The sequence below is a fragment of the Curtobacterium sp. MCJR17_020 genome (assembly GCF_003234365.2).
Taxonomy (GTDB): domain Bacteria; phylum Actinomycetota; class Actinomycetes; order Actinomycetales; family Microbacteriaceae; genus Curtobacterium.
The window spans coordinates 12215-30268 of sequence record NZ_CP126261.1 but is presented as its reverse complement, the minus strand read 5'-3'; the positions used below and the strand labels follow the sequence as shown (position 1 = coordinate 30268).

The following is an 18054-nucleotide window of genomic DNA, read 5'->3' as shown; positions in this document are numbered from 1 at the left end:
GCTCAGGTCGCCGAGGGCAACGTGAGTGCTGAGTCGTCAGTCTTGCCCCGAGTAATCGCTCCGTACTTGGCGGCGCGGGCGACGTCGAACAGTTCCGCGAGCTCGGCCGCGATCGACCTTGCATCACATTCTGGCTGCCGCGCCATGCCGAGTTACTGATAGCTCTCCACTCCTGATGTACGGAAACGACCGTTTGTGAGATGTGTGAGGAGTAGCGGCGAGCCCGGCCTTGTACTGCGGATTGCAGTGGGTTTGCGTAACGGCCAGTGGGTTTGCGTAACGGCCATTGGGTGCGAGACGCTATGTTCAGGATCCAGCCAGAAGACCGCCGGTGCCGCGACGTCATGTGACGGGTAGCGTGCATCCATAGGGGAAGCGCTCTAGTCTCGATTGACGACGAGGGGGAGAACCGTGGCGGGCGAACGGGTGTTACTGACGGAACGCCAAGTGGAGATCCTGGTGTTGCTCGCGTGGGGAGAGCCAGTGCGGTGCATCGCCAAGGAGCTCTACCTCAGTACCGCGACAGTGAATTATCACCTTGGACGGCTGCGGAGCGTTTTCCGAGCGACGTCTCTTCCAGCGCTGGTCGCCGCGGCATCGGTCGCGGGGATCCTCACATGCGACCGCCTTCCTGTCCAGGGCACTGGACGACTCGAGGTCGACCTCACTGCTCAGACGTGGGACCACACCGTACCGCTGTGGACGGCCCGGGCACGCCAGGGGGCCGGCCAGGCCAACCCCGGTGCCTTCGCGCCGGACCACTCGGCTCAGCGGGATACCGGGCTCGCCGCCGTGTAGCAACCCTCCGCTTCTCGCTTTCGGATCGTCGCGTAGTCGGCGAGCACAGCTTCGCGCGGTCCATGTAGGTAGAGGAAGCCGGGCGAACTGAGCAAGTCCGTGGTCACCGGCACTGGAACGTCTGCCTCGAGCGTTGTGTGCACCGCGGTCGAGGTCGGCAATTGCCGGAACTCCGTCAGCCAGTCGAACTTCGCGGTACCTGCTCGGTGGTTCACAAGTGACACGTAGCGCGTGGTCTCCGGGTAGACGGCCGGCAGAGCGCGTTGGTGAAGGTCGATAGCAGCGGTTGCGGTCTCGAGGGCGTGGGACGTTCCCGCTAATCGCTCGTTGGTCTCTGGCAGCACCCCACCGCCCAATCGCGCTGCCGGGTCGATGAGCAGCGGCTGCGAGTCAGGCATGATCACCTCGAGGTGTGATGGGCCGTTCCGGAAACCGAGAGCATCGAGAGCCCGGACGCTGTAGGACCATAGGTCATGCCAGACCGCGTCGTTTGGGTGGACCGGCTCTTCGTAATCGAAGAGCCGGGAACCGTCCGGACCGTCTGACTTCGTGTAACGCCAAATCTCGACCGGGGAATGTGTGCCGGTGCTGGAGACAGCATTGATGTAGAACTCGGGTCCGTCCAGGTACTCCTGAACGAGCGCTGCATCATTTCGCCGTCCGAATAGATCGACGGAGCCGAGGACGCGAGCGACTGCCGATCGAATTTCCGTGGCACCGTGGCAGACCCGGACGTTGTCAGACCCGGCACTTCCGAGGGGTTTCACGACTGCATCGTTGAGTCCTGCGCGGGCGCACCACTGCTCGGCCTCGTGCGTGGACGAGACCGCGGTGGAGCGGGGTGCGGGAACTTCCGCGATCTCAAGCGCTCGCACCATCGCGTGTTTGTCCCGACGTGCGCGTGCGAGCCGGTCGAGGTTCGTGGGGACGTCGAGATGGGCCGCGAGTTTCTCTGCGAGTTGCACACCTGATTCGGTTCCGGGCAGAACCCGTCGTACCCGGAGTGCGCGGAGCGTACGTAGCTGATGGGTCATGGGCGCGAAGCCCAGGTCGAGCGATATGAGTTCGGGACGGAACGTCGCCTCGTAGTAGGGGTCGAGCCGCTCCGCGCTGCGGACGTGCACCACCTTGGCTCCAAGGCGGCAGAGGGCCCGCGCGAGGTGTACACCGCTCGAGAACGCGTCGACTACGGCGATTGTGGGGTGGTCTTGTTCAGGCACTAGAACCTCCGTCAACTACGAGGTCGGCACCGACGACGAACGATGCTTCTGGTGAGCAGAGCCAGGCGACAGCTGCGGCCACCTCGTCGGGACGCCCGAGCCGTCCCAAAGGGACCGTCCTGTTTATTCGCGCCGCGGCCGATGCTTGGTCCTCGCCTGGCCACAGCGCCATCCCGGTGTCGACGGGGCCCGGGCTTACCGTGTTGACCCGGACGCCGCGTGCTGCGTTCTCAATCGCAGCGGTTGCGGTCAGCGCTGCCAAACCAGCCTTCGCAGCGGCGTACGCTCCCTGCAGCGGAAGTCGGACGTGGCGACCGATCCGTGATCCGATAGAGACCACGGATCCGCGTTCCATTGCCCGCAATTCGGCCCTGAGGCATCGCCAGGCGCCGTGAAGGTTGGTGTCGACAACGGTGTCCCAGTCGTTGTCGGTCAGGTCGGTTATCTCACCCCAGCTCGGGACGCCGGCTGCGTTCACGGCGACGTCAATTCGACCATGTGTTCGCACGACCCCCGCCACCAAATCGTCGACCGAACGGGTGTCGCGCACGTCGACCGTTCGGCGTTCGATCCGTCCGGCGACGCTGTTGCCGAGCCCTTCCAGAAGGCTGTCGGTAGTACGTGTGCTGCGGCTGGCTGCGATGACGGTGAAGCCGTCTACAGCAAACCGTCGCGTTACGGCCGCACCGATGCCGCGCGAACCGCCGATGACAAGCGCCACCTTGCTTCCGATCATGCCGGCGCCAAAAGCGCTTCGAGGTGCGACTCGATGCGTTCGGTTTCCTCAAGCGTCGACCCGATGATGATGAGCTGGCCATCGTCGCCGCCCAGGAGGACGCCCGACCGCCCCGTTCGGTTGAACCAGAGACCGGCGTCTCGGATGCGACGCAGTGCGTCTGGGATATTGGTCAGTGCCCGGTTGCTCCGGACGAGAGTGACCCGGTCGAGGAGCGCGTCCTCGCCGAGCAGGGCCCGGCAGAGGATGTGCACGTGAGTGGAGCCGCTCGTGCGGCCGTTGAACTCGTTGAGGAGGATCCGGCCATCGGGTAGCAGGATCGAATCGACGCTGACGGAGCCGCGGTAGCCCATTGCGCCGAGTGCACCGACGAGCCGATGTGCTTCGTCGAGGAAGGCTTGGTACCGTCCCGATCCGGTGGCGCGTATCGCCGGGATCACTAAACCACGGTTCGTCGGGCCGTCGTCGGATGTTCCGACGCGCATCTCGCCGTGGCCTACGAGTTCCGGACCGCTCTCTGTGATCGAGAACTCGGCGTAAAGGGGGACGGAGTCAGCCGAGTATTCCTCTACGACCACGGGACGGCCGCCGCCGGACCACCGGTCCCAAGCGCCGAGCAGCTCGGCGTCGAGGCCTTGCCGATCCTCGATGGTGATCGTGCGTGACGCCCCGAAGCCGGACGGGCCGCCGGGCGAACGGATGATTTCGTTGCCGTACCCGCCACCGTGACCGTCCTGTTTGACGATCACTGACCGGCCCTCTGCAAGATGTGACCAGATGTAAGCCTCAGCAGCGGACGCCGTCAGTGCGACGATTCCGGCCGGGACCGAGAGCCCGAGGCCGGAAGCGATTGCCCGGAAGGTGCTCTTGCTGTTGACCAGAGCCGTCCCGGACTGTTCGAGGAAGCTTCGGCTCGGCGTCCCACGCACACCGAGCCGAGCACAAAGCTCGGCAACGACGTCATCGTGAAAGAACGCCCGCACATCGGTCTTGCTGGGGTCAACGATCCCGCCGAGTTCGGCGCAGAAGTCCTCATCTAGCAGCCGGTCTTCGTACAGCAGGAGGTCGTCGCGGGCACCCACCGGGGGAACGAGTATCTGCGGGGCTGCGTTGTCTTCGACACCGAGCGTGTGCCAAACGTGTTCGACGAACGCTGGATGTGGTCGGTTCGGCAGCACGACTACATCGCCGGGACGGGCGGTCCAGAGAAGACGGTGCGACACCATCCCGAGGTAGCGCCTGTACTCGACAGGTAGTTCGTCGTGTCCGGTTGCCGTCTCCTCGACTAGCTGGTTTCCGATGATGATCGCACCCACGTGATGGTTCCTTCCTTCGACCTGGCCGCTGAAGCTAGCGGAGTCCAGGGTCGGGGTCACGGAGTGCCCGAACGGATTGGAACATCTTCTAGTCCCGGTCCGGATCGCCTTCTCCTCGTGATGCACAGCTGCTGAAATGCCCACCGGCGTCACTTGCGTTGGCGCTTGGGACAGCGATGAAGGGGGGCACTTCCGATGCAATCAGGACTGCGAGAAGTGGTGGAGTACGAGCTGCCCGGAGAAATGGATCTCCCGGGAGCTCAGGTTTCGTGGCAGGTAGATCCTCGGCGCGCGTCGCTACTCGTCCACGACATGCAGGAGTACTTCCTCGGGGCCTTTTCCTCCGCTCCGGCGCTCCGGGCCGCGCTCCTCGAGCGTGCCCAGACTGTGCTCGCTGCCGCACGCCGAGCAGGCATCCCGGTGTTTTTCTCCGCGCAGCCGGGGGACATGACCATCGACGAGCGCGGCCTCCTTGCCGATCTCTGGGGTCCGGGCATGCGTGCAACTGAGGCGCAGCGTTCTGTCGTCCCGGAACTTGCTCCGCAGACCGACGAGCGCGTCCTCACAAAGTGGCGGTACTCCGCGTTCTACCGGAGTCCGTTGCTGGAGGAACTCCGCGCCGCTGGTAGGGATCAACTCGTGGTCATCGGTGTCTACGCGCACCTCGGGATCATCGCCACGGCGCTCGATGCGTACTCGAACGACATCGAGACGTTCGTCGTCAGCGACGCCACGGCGACGTTCTCACGGACCGAGCACGAACAATCGCTGTCGTTCGCGGCGTCGTCGTGTGCCGTTGTCACGACAACAGCGGCGGTCATTGGAGCGCTGACCCGATGAACGTCGCGCGGCACTTCAGAGAGCTGCTCGACACGGATATGCCCTTCGCGTTGCTCCACCGGCCGACGGTGCGTGACGCGGTGGAGTTACTCTCCGGGAGAGTCGAGCACGTTGCTGGGACGGATGATCTCAGACGCTTGTCCGTTACCCACACGGTGTTCGCCGCGCTGCCGGCACGCACAGCGCGCGAGCGCGGGCTGGACGTCTGGCAAGACGACGCACCGCTGGCAGCGATGTGCGTCGACTCCCGAGAGGATGTGGACAGCCAGGTGCTCGTCGAGATGATCGGTCCCACTCCGGCTCCGATCGCGTCGGGTGCTTTCGACGAAGACGACTCGCAGTACGCCGACCGAGTGCGCCGTCTGATCCGAGAGGAAATCGGACGAGGAGAAGGCGCGAACTTCGTACTCGAGCGGAGGTGGTCGGGCACGATGTCGGAGGTAGACCATCGGTCGATGCTCGCGCTGTTCCGACGGCTGCTCGAAGCCGAGCGGGGGGCTTACTGGACCTACCTCTATTGGACCGGTGAGGGGTACCTCCTCGGGTCGTCTCCCGAGCGGCACATAAGCCTGCACGACGGGGAGATCGCGATGTCCCCGATCAGCGGGACTCTTCGCCATGAGGGTGCGCCGTCCATCGACGTAGTGCGTCGGTTTCTCGAAGATTCGAAGGAGGACGATGAGTTGTGCATGGTCCTTGACGAGGAGCTCAAGGTGGTGAATGCGCTGTGCGAGGGACGGGTCGCCGTCGAGGGGCCAGTACTCCGGCAAATGGCTCGGGTTTCGCACACCGAGTATCGGATTACAGGGCGGTCCGAGGCTTTGTCGGCAACGGTCCTCCGGGATAGTCTCGCGGCGCCGACGGTAGTCGGAAGCCCCCTGCGCAACGCCGCCGCGGTTGTAGCTCGGCACGAGGCGAGGGGACGGCGGTACTACAGCGGCGTTCTGGCGTTGATCGAGGGGCCGCGTGAACTCGACTCGGCGATCATCATCAGGACCGCTGAGATCGGTCTGGATCGGAGCGTCACGATCGGTGCCGGCGCCACCGTAACTCGATCATCCGATCCCGCAGAAGAGGCTATGGAAACCTCGGCCAAAGCCGCCAGCCTCCTCGCAGCCCTTGACGGCTCGGGCACCCGGCAGGTGCGAGTGAGCGACTGCACGAACCAGGTTGGGAGCGACTGGCCGGTAGACGACGAAGGATCCATGGCGCTCGTCGATCAGTTGTTGACCGCTAGAAACGACCGACTCGCTCCCTTCTGGTTCATCGGCACCGCACCTGTGCGGTTACCAGGAGCGCCCAGTGTCCACATCGTGGACGCTGAGGACGATTTCACCGCGATGCTCGCGCGCCAACTCGAGAGCCTCGGCGCATCTGTGACCCGCAGTAGCTGGCGGGATAGCGAGCCGGACCAAGTCGACCTCCTCGTGCTCGGCCCCGGCCCCGGCGATCCGCGCGACCTTCACGACGATCGCGTGACGGCTCTCCACGACCGGGCGACGGAAGCGCTCCTGAACCGACAGCCCCTGCTCGCGGTCTGCCTCGGACACCAGGTGGTCGCACGCCGGTTGGGCATGGAGATCAGGCGACAGACCGAAGCCGGGCAAGGTCGACAGTCAGTCATCGACCACTTCGGCCAGCGTATCCGGGTCGGCTACTACAACAGCTTCAGCGCGTACAGTCCCGTCGACTGGTTCCGGTCGACGTTCGCGGCGGGCGAGGTTCGTGTAGCGCGTAACCCGTACGACGGCACCGTCCACGGGCTGCGGGGCGCGCGTCTTGAGACGTTCCAGTTCCATCCGGAGTCGATCTTGAGTCCAGACGGGCTCGCCGCTGTCCGGGCAGCAGTGTGCCGACTCACCGCATCGTCTGTCGAACGCCGTTTGCGGGTGTCGGCATGAAGGTGAAGGGTGGCTACCGGTTCCTCGTCCGCACCAAATTCCCCGTGTGGGCGCTCTTCGCGGTCGCAGTTCGGTTGCCGAACGCAACCGCCCCGTTGGCAATGGTGTTCCTGGGACACGGAGCCACCGGCTCGTACGCATCAGGCGGCACCCTCGCCGCTGCGTTCGTCATCGGGGAGGTCGGTGGAGCGGCGGTGCTCGGTTGGGTTGGCAAAGAGGTCAACGTCCGGCGTGACGTCCCTATTGGGCTTGCGGTCGGGGCCATCGGGTTCGCGCTTCTCACGGCCGGAGCGGCCATGCCATATGCGGTGCTCGTCGGTGCCGCCGTTCTGGCCGGGGCTGGACCCGCCCAGAGTGGTGGTGCGCTTCGTGCCGCACTTGGCCGGCTCGTTGACGAGGATGACGTGGCCCGGGCCTACAGCGTCGACTCTCTGATCACCGAATTGGTGTGGTTGCTCGCCCCGGCGCTCGTCGCTGCGGCTGCAGTGACGGTGTCGCCGTACGCCGTGCTCGGGCTGAACGCTGGGCTCCTCGTTATCGCCGTGCTGCTTGCGCTGACCGCGGGTTCCTCGTTGCTCGCAGTGGAAGACCACCACTCTGATTCAGAGTCCGGCGTGGCGCCACTGTCTCGTCGGGTCCTGCTCCGTGCGTGGCCTATCTACCTGACCAGCGCAGCTGCGCTGTCGCTCCTAGCGATCGCGGAGCTCGTGCTGCCCGCCCTACTCGAGGAGCGAGGTCATTCCGCCGTCTGGGCGGGTGTTCTCCTCGCCGTGTTCGCGGCCGCGAGTGCCGTCACATCGGTTGTATACGGATTGCGGAAGTGGGTCGGCAGTGTGCGGATGCAGTCGACGGTCTTCCTGGTCGCGACGGCGGCCGCGCTCGCTCTCATGGCTGTGGCCCCCAGCCTCGTGCTCATCGGCGCTGCTTTGGTCGTGGCGGGCATCTGTCAGGCCGTCGTAATGATCACGCGGAACCTCTCGTTGCGTGACGATCTCCCGGCTTCGCTGCATACCGGAGGGTTCACGTTCATGTACTCGGTGCAGGGTGCCGGCTACGCGGTAAGCGCGATTCTCGCCTCTGCTGTTCTTGACCGCGCGGGTGCCCCTGCAGCGATCGGTGCCGGTCTAGCCGTCATGGTGCTCCTCACGGTCACGAGTCTGGGGGCTGAGCTGTTCCGGCACGTCAGACAGCCCTCACCCGCCAGGGTGGACGGCGCGCGATGAGTGACGTGCGTACGACACGTACGCTCTTCTCCGCCCCGCCGCACGAGCACCGACGCGTCCTGGTCCTCGGAGCGGGGATCGCCGGTCTGGTGGCCGCCGGCGAGCTACGCGCGCATGGCTACGACGTGACCGTGCTCGAGGCGCGGCAACGTGTCGGCGGACGGGTGCACACGATGCGTCTGCCGGGATCGGAGCTTGCTGCCGAGATGGGAGCTATGCGAATTCCACACGACCACCGCCGGACCGTGGCGCTCTGCGGCGAACTTGGACTCACTCTCCTCCCGTTCGCGAGCGGCTCCGTCGGGACCCGGGAATCGATCAGTAGATCAGGTGTCGATGCGCGTTCGTCCGGACTCGCCGGTTGGGAACGTTCCCGGGACGTGTGGAGCCGCTGGGAACGTACGGTTGAGGATGTCAGGCGAGACTGGTTCCGGCTCTCTCGCCGACAGTTCATTGACCGTTGGGACCGGCTCTCTATCCGGGGGTTTCTCCGGTCGCGGGGATGGTCCGAGCAGGCGATCGAGGAGTACGGCATCGTCACCTTCACCGAGTCGACACTCGGCACGTCGGTTCTGCAGGAGTTCCGCGAGACATTCTCCAGCGCGTACGAAACCGCGTACCGAATCGATGGCGGGATGGACCTGCTGCCCCGAGGACTCGCAGATCGTCTCCGTGACTGCGTTCTGCTCGGCCATGAGGTCGAGCAGATTGTTGATGGTGTCGATGGAATAGAGGTCGCCACCCGAACCGCGGCCGGCCAGGTCGTCTTCCGCGCTGACCTCGTAGTCTGCACGCTGCCGTTCCCCGTCCTACGCACTGTAGATCTTGTCGGCTCGTTCAGTCCGGGCAAGCGTCGAGCTGTCCGCCAGCTGCACTACGACGCGGCCACCAAGGTCTACCTCCAACTCCGCCGGCCGACCTGGCGGCGTGAAGTCGGTCCGGCTGGCGGTGCCGTGTCCACAGCAGCACCGATCCGTAGGACCCAGTATCCGGCGCTCGACCACCTTGGGGCGGACCGCCACTTGCTTCTTGCGAGTTACACGTGGGGACAAGACGCGCTGCAGTGGGCCGCGCTTTCGGAAAATGAACGGATGCGGCTCGCGACGCGCGACCTCGAACAGGCCCACCCCGGCGTCAGCGCCGAGGTCGAAGGGTCCATATCGCACGCCTGGTCGGCCGACCGCTACGCGATGGGCGCGTACGCGCTGGGTGAGCCGGGTCAAACACGGGACCTCCTCGATGACGCTGTTCGACCTGAGGGCCGAATCGTTTTCGCCGGCGAACACTGCTCACACCTCCCCGCGTGGATTGAAGGGGCGGTCGAGTCGGCCCATGACGCGGTCGCGATGATCCTGCCACGGCGTCCGGCCGGCGCGCGCGCGAGTTGGCTCTAAACCGCCGCCGGGCTGACCGGACCATGAAGCCGGCGAACCGCAACACCGCGCTCGTGGCGCGCCTTGAAGCGCAAATCGATCGCCTCTTTCACTTCACCGGCGAGCACGACTGACCTCGTCCGAATGCCGATCGTCTATTGCGACGTCGGTCGGATTGGTGGGAGCACATTCGCGCTCCTCGAGGAGCGCGTCCTCGCCGAGCAATGATGCAGTCCTCGTCGGGCACGTTCGGGGCGGGCTGCCGTATGTCGGAGCGAGCGCTAGCGTAGTGCACGGAGAGCTGCGGCGACCCGTGCACGCAGAGACATGCTGCGTTTCCCATGTTGCAGCGCCTCGAGGTCGTCGATGCGGCGTTGCGTGGTCTTCAGGCCCCGCGTGAGGTCGTCTGCGGCGACGCGTGCGATCGCCCCTGACAAGGAGAGTTCCACCACCCACTGGGGTAGTCGATCGGGCGGACGGTGGAACAGGGCCGGCAGCAGTAGCTCACCGATGGTGACGGCGAGCAAGCCGTATGACGCTGCTGGTGCCGCGATCGCGAGCCCGGTGTTCACGAGGAGCACAAGGGCAACGTAACCGGCGAACGAGAGTCCGCGAGTCCAGAGCCGGCTTGCACGGGTCGGGGCTTCGATCGTGCCGGCGTTGATCTGCAGAAGCATCAGCAGTCCGGCTGACGTACCGATCACTCCGACGAGGAACCCAGCCATGAAGCCTCGCCCGACGATGAGTTGCACGACGCACCCGGTCACGATCCCGGCGACGACGCCGTAGCCGATGGTGACCAAGTGGGCGGTCCAGATGTTTTTGCTTGGTCGCGGAAGCGCACCGAGACGCTGAACGGTGATGTCTCTTGCCCGACGTGCGGCGCCGAGCTGAACATGATGGGCGGGGACGATGAAGCGGCCGACCTCGAGGCCGAGCACCCAGCAGAGGATCACCATCGGAATCACCACGACCAACGCCGGCAGACGGTGTGGATCAACGAAGGTCGCCGCGACTGCGAACGTCCCGAGTGTGAGTGCTGATGCCGCAAGGAGGACGCCGAACGCTCCGACGCTCCGACGGATCCTGCGGCGGTGCTCACTGTCGGTGAACGCGGCTTGCCCGCCGATGGAGATGCCGTAGAGCACCAGCGTGACCGTGGAGTACGTGAGCAACGCATTCACCGTGGTGTCGCCCAGCGCCACGCCCCACTTCGGCATCCACGTGAAGGTCGGTGTTGACGATCGGCCCTGGTCGGGGAGGCTGCCCGCGATCATGCCGCCGAGCCAGAAGATCCCGACCAGGAAGCTCAGAGTGATGGCGTACACGGCTCGTCGGGGTATCGGGAGGCTCTCCGGTTCATCAACCGAGGTGTCTGCTGAAGGCATGCTTCACCGTCCCGACAACCGCCGACATTCGGCAACCGGGCCACGGCTCGTCGCTTCCACCCCCGCTAAGACGTTCCGAGAAGAACTATTATCGGAACTGAGGCGGGACGTGTGCACAGTGCCGGCGGCGCCAGGAGACGAGGCCAGGTGAACCAGGACGTCGCAGTCGAGGATCCCGCGCCGGTGCCCCCGCAGCGTGGTGTGCGCGGTCGGGCTGCGTCAGCGGAGGAGCGTGCGGCGGCGGAGCGGTCCCGGACGGCATTCGCGCGGCTCCGCATGGCAGCGGGGGAGGGGAACCCGGTTGATCGAGGCAACGTGGTGGTACCGGCGGACGCGTCGCCGCAGGTGTTCGCTGCGGCGTCCCTGTCGCTGAACACGGTCCGTGCGTACCGGTCGGACCTGCGCCAGTTCGCCCGGTGGCGCGCCGGCTTCCTCGACCACGAGATCTCCGAGGCGCACGAGCTCGAGCAGATGTCGACGGCGCCGGTCGACCCTGCCGAGGTCGCAGCGTTCCTCGCGGACAAGGCCAATGCTGTTCTGCCGGATGGTGGGCAGCGGTATGCGCCGGCGACGATCAGCCGCTACGTCGCCGCGATCGACTGGGAGCACACCCGCCGCGGCCACACCCCGCCCGGCTCCACCCCGATCGTCCGCGACGTCCTGAAAGGAATCCGCCGGACCCGGTCAGTGCCGGTCCGGCGCGCAAAGCCCATGACGCTCAAGGCGCTGCAGACGACGCTGCTGCAGATCGACGTCGCCGACCTGCAGACCGGCGCGCTGGGAACACGGGACCAGGCGTTGCTGCTGTTCGGGTTCGTCGGCGCGTTCCGCGAATCTGAGCTGACCGCGCTGACCGTTGCGGATCTCCGCCTCGTCGACGGTGAAGGCGTCTACGCCCGCGTGCGGCGATCGAAGACGGACCAGGACGGCGCCGGTCGGGTGAAGGCGCTCAAGCAGGGCGCGAACCCGGTCACCTGCGCGCCGTGCGCCTTCGTCCGGCTCTATCGGCTGATGGCCGCGCAGGATGCCCGAGGAGAAGCCGGCCTGTTCGCGGCACTCGCTGGTGCGGGCTTGTCCGTCCATGTCTGTGCAGATGGGCTCGGACCCGACCGGTTGCCGCCGTCGATGCCGTTCTTCCGCGCAGTGTCGAAGTGGGGGCTGTTCCGCGATGTCGGGATCAGCCCGACCGCGGTCGGGAAGGCGGTCGCTCGTCGAGCACGGGCAGCGGGACTGGGGGAGGAAGGGTGGTCCGGGCACTCGCTCCGTGCTGGATTCGTGACCGAGGCGCGGAACGCGGGCGCGACGGATGTGGAGATCATGAACCAGACCCACCACACCAACGCCGCCACCCTCCAGATCTACGACCGCGAGTACACGCCCCTGGTCCGCAACGCCGTCACCCGGATGCGGCTATGAACCCCCAAGATTCCCCCAAACTCGCCCCCAAACTTCGCAGCGAGCAGGGGTCGTTTGGGGCGCACTGGAACCGGTTCGTGGCATGGTGCGCTGCGACCGGCCAGGCGGCGTTGCCTGCGGCGCCGGCGGCGATCGAGCAGTTCCTGGCCGCGTTCCCTGGCGCGGCGTCGACACAGCGACTCCGGCGCTCCAGCATTCGCGCGCACCACCTCGCCGCCGGCTATCCGGATCCGTTTCCGGCGTTGCAGGGGCGCGTGTGGCCGCACCAGTCGGCCCCGCACAGCGTGGCTGTCCGCGAGGTGCTCGCGGCGATTCCGAAGTACCGCTATCCGCTCGGGCTCCGCGGCCGCCGTGACGCCTTCCTCATCGTCCTCCTTGGCGTGCTGCACCTCACCCGCCGAGAGGCGCAAACCGTCACCGCGGACGATGTCGCGGTGACGAGCATCGTCCGGATCTGCGGAAAGGTGGTCCCTTCCGCGGATGATCCGGCTGCGTGTGCTGCGTGCGCGGTGACCCGGTGGTTGCGGGTCGTGGGTCCGGTGTGGACCGGCTTCAGAGGCGACCTCATCGGCTTGCTCGATCCCACGAGAGGCAACCTTGACGTGCATGACTGCGAGCAGCCGGTACCGGGGGAGTGGCGGCGAGCGGAGCAGCTGCTGTTGCCGGTAGACGTCCATGGGTGGGCCCGCACTGGGGTGAGCCTGTCGGGACGGTCGATGACGAGCATCGTCCCGACGCGACGCGCAGCAGCAGTCGAGGGCCTGATCGTGGAGGTGCTCGGTGCAGTCGCGCGGCGGCCGTCACGGTTTGACGCGTTGACCCTGCAGGAGACCTACGTCGAGCTCGGCGCTGCTGACGCCGCTGCCGATCATGTACTCGCTCGCATCACGGCCCTTTGGCAAGACGCCCGAGCCCTCGATGTTGCACTCGAGCCCTTTGCCAGCGCCAGCAAGCATGGGGTAGCACCGGGACTGCTGTCGGTTCGGTTGACTCCTGAGAGGTAGGGGCATGGGCTCCTGCTGGAAGGATGTGCGCCATGGTGAAGGCGTATCCGGAAGAGTTCCGCCGCGACGTGATCGCGGTCGCCCGGAAGGGCGAGACGTCGGTGCGGCAGGTCGCGAAGGACTTCGGCGTGTCCGAGTCCTGCCTGGCCCGCTGGTTGCGGCTCGCGGACCGCGACGACGGCATCAGGGTTGCAGCGTCGCCGTCGGCGAAATTTGTCGAGCAAGCGGAGCTGCGAGACGCGCAGAAACGGATCCGGCTGCTCGAGCAGGAGAACGAGATCCTCCGTCGGGCAGCGGCGTACTTCGCTCAGTCCCAGCTCCCAAAATGATGTACCCGCTGGTCCTCGAACTCGCCGCAGACCGGATCCCGGTCGCGGTGGCCTGCCGGGTGCTGGGCTTCTCGAAGCAGGCGTTCTATCGGTGGCGAGCCGACCCGATCTCGCAGCGCGACTGGGACGATGCGCACCTGACCGACGCTGCAATCGACGCGCACCGGGAGGACCCGACGTTCGGGTATCGGTTCATTGCGGACGACCTTCATGCGGCCGGCCACCGGGTGTCGGAACGGCGGGTGTGGCGGTTGTGCTCCCAACAGCGGCTCTGGTCAGTGCATGCGAAGAAGCGCGGCCTGAACCGCAAGGCCGGGGGCACCGGTGCACGATGACCGGGTCCGACGGGCGTTCACGGCGCCGGACCTGGACCGGCTGTGGCTGACCGACATCACCGAGCATCCGACCGGCGAGGGCAAGCTCTACCTCTGCGCGGTCAAGGACGCCTGCTCGCGGCGGATAGTGGGCTACTCGATCGGCGACCGGATGCGGTCCTCGCTCGCTGTCGCCGCCTTGCAGATGGCGGTGCACCGCCGGAGCCCGGCCGGGACTGTTGTGCACTCGGACCGGGGCAGCCAGTTCCGGTCGAAGAAGTTCGTCCGCGCCCTGGCCGATGCCGGCCTGCTCGGATCGATGGGGCGGGTCGGTGCGTGCGCGGATAACGCGGCGATGGAGTCGTTCTTCGCGCTTCTGCAGAAGAACGTGCTGAATCGGAAGCGATGGCCCGCCCGGGAGGAGCTCCGGCTGGCGATCATCACCTGGATCGAAGCGACCTATCACCGCAAGCGGCGGCAACGTGGCCTGGGGAAGTTGACCCCAGTCGAGTACGAGACGATCATCAACCCACAGGTCGCACTCGCGGCCTAAACGAACGAGTCAACCGAACCTGCAGCAGTCCCACATGTTGCCCCCTTCGTTGCCGGCGGCCCCGCAATGGTGCATGCGTTCCTAAGACGCCGACGTGCGACCCTAACGCGAGCCTCCGTCAATGAGGGCATGGCGGGTTGAGTGTCGGTGTGACCGGTGAACGATGGCGGTTTCAATGGGTCGTTGCAACGGGTGGATGTTTCGGGTCCGAGAGTAGCTCTTCGAATGCTTCTGCCGGGGTGCGGTAGCCGAGCGTTTTGCGGGGTCGTCCGTTGAGTTCAGCAGCGACTTCCAGGAGCCGTTCCGGGCTGTGGACGCTGAGGTCGGTGGACTTCGGGAAGTACTGCCGGAGCAGGCCGTTGGTGTTCTCGTTCGAGCCGCGCTGCCAGGGCTTGTGCGGGTCGCAGAAGTAGATCGCGAGGTCCGTGGAGAGAGTGATGTCCTTGTGTCGAGCAAGCTCCGTGCCCTGATCCCACGTCAACGAGCGCCGCAGATGCTCGGGCAGGGTCTGGATGGTGGGGATCATCGCGTCGCGGACCGCGTCAGCGCTGTGCCCGTTCGGCAGGTGCTGGAGCATCACGTACCGGGTGGTGCGTTCGACGAGGGTGCCGATTGCGCTCCTGGCGTTGATCCCGACGATCAAGTCCCCTTCCCAGTGGCCAGGAACAGCCCGGTCGTCGGCTTCGACGGGCGTTCGCTGATCAGGATCATGTCGCGGATCTTCGACCACGACGCCCGCCTCGGCTCACCCCGATGCCGGCGGATGGCACGGCCGGTGCGGAGGTGTTTGTGCAGGTCAGCGCGCAGGTGGCCGCGGCCCTGGACGAACAGGGACTGGTAGATCGTCTCGTGGGACACGTGCATCTCCGGCCGGTTCGGGAACGTCCTGGCCAGGTCATCACGGATCTGCTCCGGGGACCAGTTCCGCACCAACCGCAGCTCGACCTGCAGGGCGAGCTCGACCCGGTCCAGCTTCCGGGGCTTCGGCCGTCGAGCCCGCTCCCGGCATCGCTTCTGAGCCGCATACGGCCGGTATCCGCCGGTGCGTGAGCTGTTCCGAGTGAGCTCCCTGCTGATGGTCGAGGGCGCGCGACCGAGCTCTGCCGCGATCCGGCGGACGCCTGCGCCGGCGAGGCGGAGATCAGCGATCCGGAGCCGTTCCTCCTCGCTCAAGTACCGGCCAGAACGAGCTGATCGCTCGAACGGGTTCTTCCCTCGAGCGGCTTTGAACCATCGGTATCCCTGACGTGGATGCACGCCGACAGCATCGCAAGCGGCCGGCCTGCTCATGCCCTGTCCGAGTAGCTCCCAGAATCGTGCCTCCCGTGCACGCTGCTCCAGCCTGGATCCCATCTGCAACACTCCCAATCACGGTGGTGTTGCAACGACCAGCTGAACCCGAGGATCTGTCATCGGACGCTGAGCCCTGCCCGACGCGCTTGCGTTCCGCGCTGAACCTCTATCGCAGTGGGTTGAGGGACAGACGCACGCTGGTACCCCCCGCCGGCCTCGATGCCGGCGAGGAAGATGTTCAGGCCGTTGACAAACTGCTCACGGTCGTCATGCTCCACGAGGGCCGCGGCAGTCTGCTCAGAGACGGCATCAGAGTCGCTGCGGGTCAGCTCGGCCGCGAATGCCTCCAGGTATGCTTGCCTGTCGCTGTCGGAGAGCAAGTGGTGAGAGGCGGCTGCGTTCTGCGCCGCCGCTCCGAGCAGGTAGTTCATGAGCGCCGCTCCCGCATCAGCGCTGGCGCTGCCAGACACTCCCAAGCGCCCGAGGCCGGCTCCGATGCCCTTCCAAATGCGGAGGACGGCAGGCTGTCGTGGCTCCCGCGCCAGCTGCTTCCCTACCCAGCGGTGCTCGGTGAGGGCATCAAACACGGCGAGGGCGAGGTGTCGGAGCGATTCGCGAGGGCCTAGAACGTTCGCGGTGCTCTCGAGCGCCGCGCTGATGATGCCGTCCGTTGCGGCCTCGAGGAGCTCCTCCTTGCCCGTGACGTAGTGGTAGATCGCGCCACGGCCGGTCGAGAGATGCTCGGTGAGCGCCCGGACGGTCAGCGCGCTCTCACCGGATGAGTCGAGCAGCCGGATCGTCGCCTGCACGATCTGCTCGCGGGAGAGGGCATCGACGCGCTTGCGGATGCGGGGCGCCGGGTTCGTCATGTGCCCATCTTGACACAAGTGGACCGTCGGTCCACACTTCGATTGGACCAACGGTCCAACTTCGAAGAAAGGCACACCATGACTCCTTCAGTCAGCATCGTCGGCGCCGGGCTCGGCGGCCTCACCCTTGCCCGGGTCCTGCACCTGCATGGCATCGACGTCACTGTGTTCGAGGCAGACGCCGACGCCGGCGCCCGCTCCCAGGGCGGCCAGCTGGACCTGCACGAGCACAACGGGCAGCTCGCCCTCCAGGAGGCCGGCTTGATGAACGAATACCGGTCGATCATCCACGTCGGCGGCGCAGGACAACGCGTCCTCGATCGGAACGCCACGCTTTTGGCCGACCTGCCCGACGACGGGTCGATGGCAAGTCCCGAGGCGCGACGGGGCGACATCCGCCGGATCCTCCTCGAGTCCCTCCCGGATGGCACGGTGCAGTGGGGCAAGAAGCTCCGCGATGTCGCCCCTCTCGGCGACGGCCGCCACGAGCTGACCTTCACGGACGGCTCCACCGCCCACAGCGACGTGCTCGTCGGCGCCGAGGGGACGTGGTCGAAGGTGCGAGCGTTGGTCTCCGTCGAGAAGCCGGTGTACGCGGGCATGAGCTACATCGACACGTTCCTCCACGACGTCGACGAACGGCACAGCACGACGTCCCTGGTTGCTGGCGACGGCGCCATGTACGCCCTCATCCCAGGCAAAGGATTCCTTACGCATCGCGAGGCGGGAGAGATCATCCACACTTACGTGATCTTGAGCAGACCCCTCAGCTGGTTCGACGACATCGACTTCTCCGACGCGGCAAGCACCAAGGCGCGCATCGCCGCGGAGTTCGACGGCTGGGCGCCCGAGCTCGTCGCGCTGATTGCAGATGCCGATACGCCTCCCGTGCTGCGGAGCATCTACAAGCTCCCCGACGACCACCGGTGGCCGCACACCCCAGGCGTGACCCTCATCGGCGATGCAGCGCACGTCACACTCCCCGGTGGCGAAGGCGCGAACACCGCGATGCTCGACGGCGCCGAGCTCGCCGAGGCGATCGTTGCCCACCCGGACGACATCGACGCCGCGCTCACCGCCTACGAGGAGGTCATGTTCGCCCGCGCCGAGGAAGAAGCGATCGCCGCACACGAGACCATCGACCTCATCTTCGGCGCCCGCGCACCCGAGGGACTCGCGAACCTGCTGAACGGGACCGCGGAGGACGCCGCGAGCTGACGCAACGTCTGTCTCGTAAGCCGGTCGTCCACCGGACGATCGCCGGCCACGACCGCTCCCCCCCCCCCGAGTGTGGGCTTTATCGCTTGTTGGTGGCGTTTTGTGATCGCTCAGCGGCGGGTGCGGCTCGCAAGGTGGCCCTCATCGCCGAGTCTCACACGACGCGAGCGGCGGCAACGTCGCCCGACTAGCACTGATGAACATGCGAAAAAGCCGGGACATCTCGCTTCTGGCGTATACGTCTGCGACCGTGCACCCATGAC

At 66.2% G+C, this 18054-nt stretch carries 13 protein-coding genes and 2 pseudogenes; 9 read left to right on the top strand and 6 right to left on the bottom strand.

Annotated elements, in window-relative coordinates:
• Positions 1–411: 411 nt before the first annotated feature.
• Entirely contained in the window at positions 412–798 is a 387-nt protein-coding gene (locus tag DEJ14_RS19545) for a LuxR C-terminal-related transcriptional regulator (RefSeq protein WP_181437498.1), read from the top strand.
• Here the strand turns inward: DEJ14_RS19545 and DEJ14_RS18820 are convergent.
• From DEJ14_RS18820 to DEJ14_RS18810, 3 genes are read right to left on the bottom strand one after another with little or no spacing between them, the layout of a single operon-like run.
• The gene (locus DEJ14_RS18820) at positions 768–2018 is read right to left on the bottom strand and encodes an ATP-grasp domain-containing protein (RefSeq protein ID WP_181437497.1); all 1251 of its coding nucleotides are present in this window, start codon (positions 2016–2018) and stop codon (positions 768–770) included. The two genes, DEJ14_RS19545 and DEJ14_RS18820, sit on opposite strands and share 31 nt — an antisense overlap.
• On the bottom strand, positions 2011–2754 hold the full coding sequence (locus DEJ14_RS18815; RefSeq protein ID WP_111085071.1) for an SDR family NAD(P)-dependent oxidoreductase: 744 nt from the start codon (positions 2752–2754) through the stop codon (positions 2011–2013). The genes DEJ14_RS18820 and DEJ14_RS18815 overlap by 8 nt, the downstream gene beginning before the upstream one ends.
• The gene (locus DEJ14_RS18810; RefSeq protein WP_111085070.1) at positions 2751–4070 is read right to left on the bottom strand and encodes a preATP grasp domain-containing protein; all 1320 of its coding nucleotides are present in this window, start codon (positions 4068–4070) and stop codon (positions 2751–2753) included. Before DEJ14_RS18810 ends, DEJ14_RS18815 begins: the two co-directional genes overlap by 4 nt.
• 219 nt (positions 4071–4289) lie before the next feature.
• On the opposite strand from DEJ14_RS18810, the gene DEJ14_RS18805 reads away from it, so the two are divergent.
• Genes DEJ14_RS18805 through DEJ14_RS18790 form a run of 4 tightly spaced genes read left to right on the top strand, consistent with a single transcriptional unit; the run spans position 4290 to position 9428 of the window.
• Positions 4290–4910 (top strand): isochorismatase family protein, encoded by a 621-nt coding sequence (locus DEJ14_RS18805; protein WP_284180452.1) that lies wholly within the window; start codon positions 4290–4292, stop codon positions 4908–4910.
• Entirely contained in the window at positions 4907–6811 is a 1905-nt protein-coding gene (locus tag DEJ14_RS18800) for an anthranilate synthase family protein (protein WP_111085069.1), read from the top strand. Before DEJ14_RS18805 ends, DEJ14_RS18800 begins: the two co-directional genes overlap by 4 nt.
• On the top strand, positions 6808–8034 hold the full coding sequence (locus DEJ14_RS18795; protein WP_111085068.1) for an MFS transporter: 1227 nt from the start codon (positions 6808–6810) through the stop codon (positions 8032–8034). Before DEJ14_RS18800 ends, DEJ14_RS18795 begins: the two co-directional genes overlap by 4 nt.
• Complete coding sequence (locus DEJ14_RS18790; RefSeq protein WP_111085067.1) at positions 8031–9428, top strand: flavin monoamine oxidase family protein; 1398 nt, start codon at positions 8031–8033, stop codon at positions 9426–9428. The genes DEJ14_RS18795 and DEJ14_RS18790 overlap by 4 nt, the downstream gene beginning before the upstream one ends.
• A gap of 260 nt (positions 9429–9688) precedes the next feature.
• Here the strand turns inward: DEJ14_RS18790 and DEJ14_RS18785 are convergent, their stop codons facing one another.
• Positions 9689–10735, bottom strand: a complete 1047-nt coding sequence (locus DEJ14_RS18785; RefSeq protein ID WP_111085066.1) for a hypothetical protein — start codon at positions 10733–10735, stop codon at positions 9689–9691.
• Positions 10736–11110: 375 nt separating this feature from the next.
• On the opposite strand from DEJ14_RS18785, the gene DEJ14_RS18780 reads away from it, so the two are divergent.
• From DEJ14_RS18780 to DEJ14_RS18770, 3 genes and pseudogenes are all read left to right on the top strand, one after another.
• Positions 11111–12211: a site-specific integrase gene (locus tag DEJ14_RS18780; RefSeq protein WP_181437496.1), complete on the top strand. Its 1101-nt coding sequence runs from the start codon at positions 11111–11113 to the stop codon at positions 12209–12211.
• Positions 12208–13215: a hypothetical protein gene (locus tag DEJ14_RS18775; protein ID WP_111085064.1), complete on the top strand. Its 1008-nt coding sequence runs from the start codon at positions 12208–12210 to the stop codon at positions 13213–13215. Before DEJ14_RS18780 ends, DEJ14_RS18775 begins: the two co-directional genes overlap by 4 nt.
• Before the next feature lie 32 nt (positions 13216–13247).
• Positions 13248–14411, top strand: a pseudogene (locus DEJ14_RS18770) (IS3 family transposase).
• Positions 14412–14583: 172 nt separating this feature from the next.
• On the opposite strand, the pseudogene DEJ14_RS18765 reads toward DEJ14_RS18770, so the two are convergent.
• Positions 14584–15701: pseudogene (locus DEJ14_RS18765) on the bottom strand (IS30 family transposase).
• A gap of 119 nt (positions 15702–15820) precedes the next feature.
• Complete coding sequence (locus DEJ14_RS18760; protein ID WP_111085063.1) at positions 15821–16573, bottom strand: TetR/AcrR family transcriptional regulator; 753 nt, start codon at positions 16571–16573, stop codon at positions 15821–15823.
• Positions 16574–16651: 78 nt separating this feature from the next.
• On the opposite strand from DEJ14_RS18760, the gene DEJ14_RS18755 reads away from it, so the two are divergent.
• Positions 16652–17791, top strand: a complete 1140-nt coding sequence (locus DEJ14_RS18755) for an FAD-dependent oxidoreductase (protein ID WP_111085062.1) — start codon at positions 16652–16654, stop codon at positions 17789–17791.
• Positions 17792–18054: the final 263 nt, after the last annotated feature.

Bases quoted from the DNA above. Each gene is read 5' to 3' on its own strand.
- DEJ14_RS18815 (WP_111085071.1), bottom strand. From the start codon at position 2,754: ATGATCGGAAGCAAGGTGGCGCTTGTCATCGGCGGTTCGCGCGGCATC.
- DEJ14_RS18800 (WP_111085069.1), top strand. From the start codon at position 4,907: ATGAACGTCGCGCGGCACTTCAGAGAGCTGCTCGACACGGATATGCCC.
- DEJ14_RS18795 (WP_111085068.1), top strand. From the start codon at position 6,808: ATGAAGGTGAAGGGTGGCTACCGGTTCCTCGTCCGCACCAAATTCCCC.
- DEJ14_RS18790 (WP_111085067.1), top strand. From the start codon at position 8,031: ATGAGTGACGTGCGTACGACACGTACGCTCTTCTCCGCCCCGCCGCAC.
- DEJ14_RS18775 (WP_111085064.1), top strand. From the start codon at position 12,208: ATGAACCCCCAAGATTCCCCCAAACTCGCCCCCAAACTTCGCAGCGAG.
- DEJ14_RS18760 (WP_111085063.1), bottom strand. From the start codon at position 16,573: ATGACGAACCCGGCGCCCCGCATCCGCAAGCGCGTCGATGCCCTCTCC.
- DEJ14_RS18755 (WP_111085062.1), top strand. From the start codon at position 16,652: ATGACTCCTTCAGTCAGCATCGTCGGCGCCGGGCTCGGCGGCCTCACC.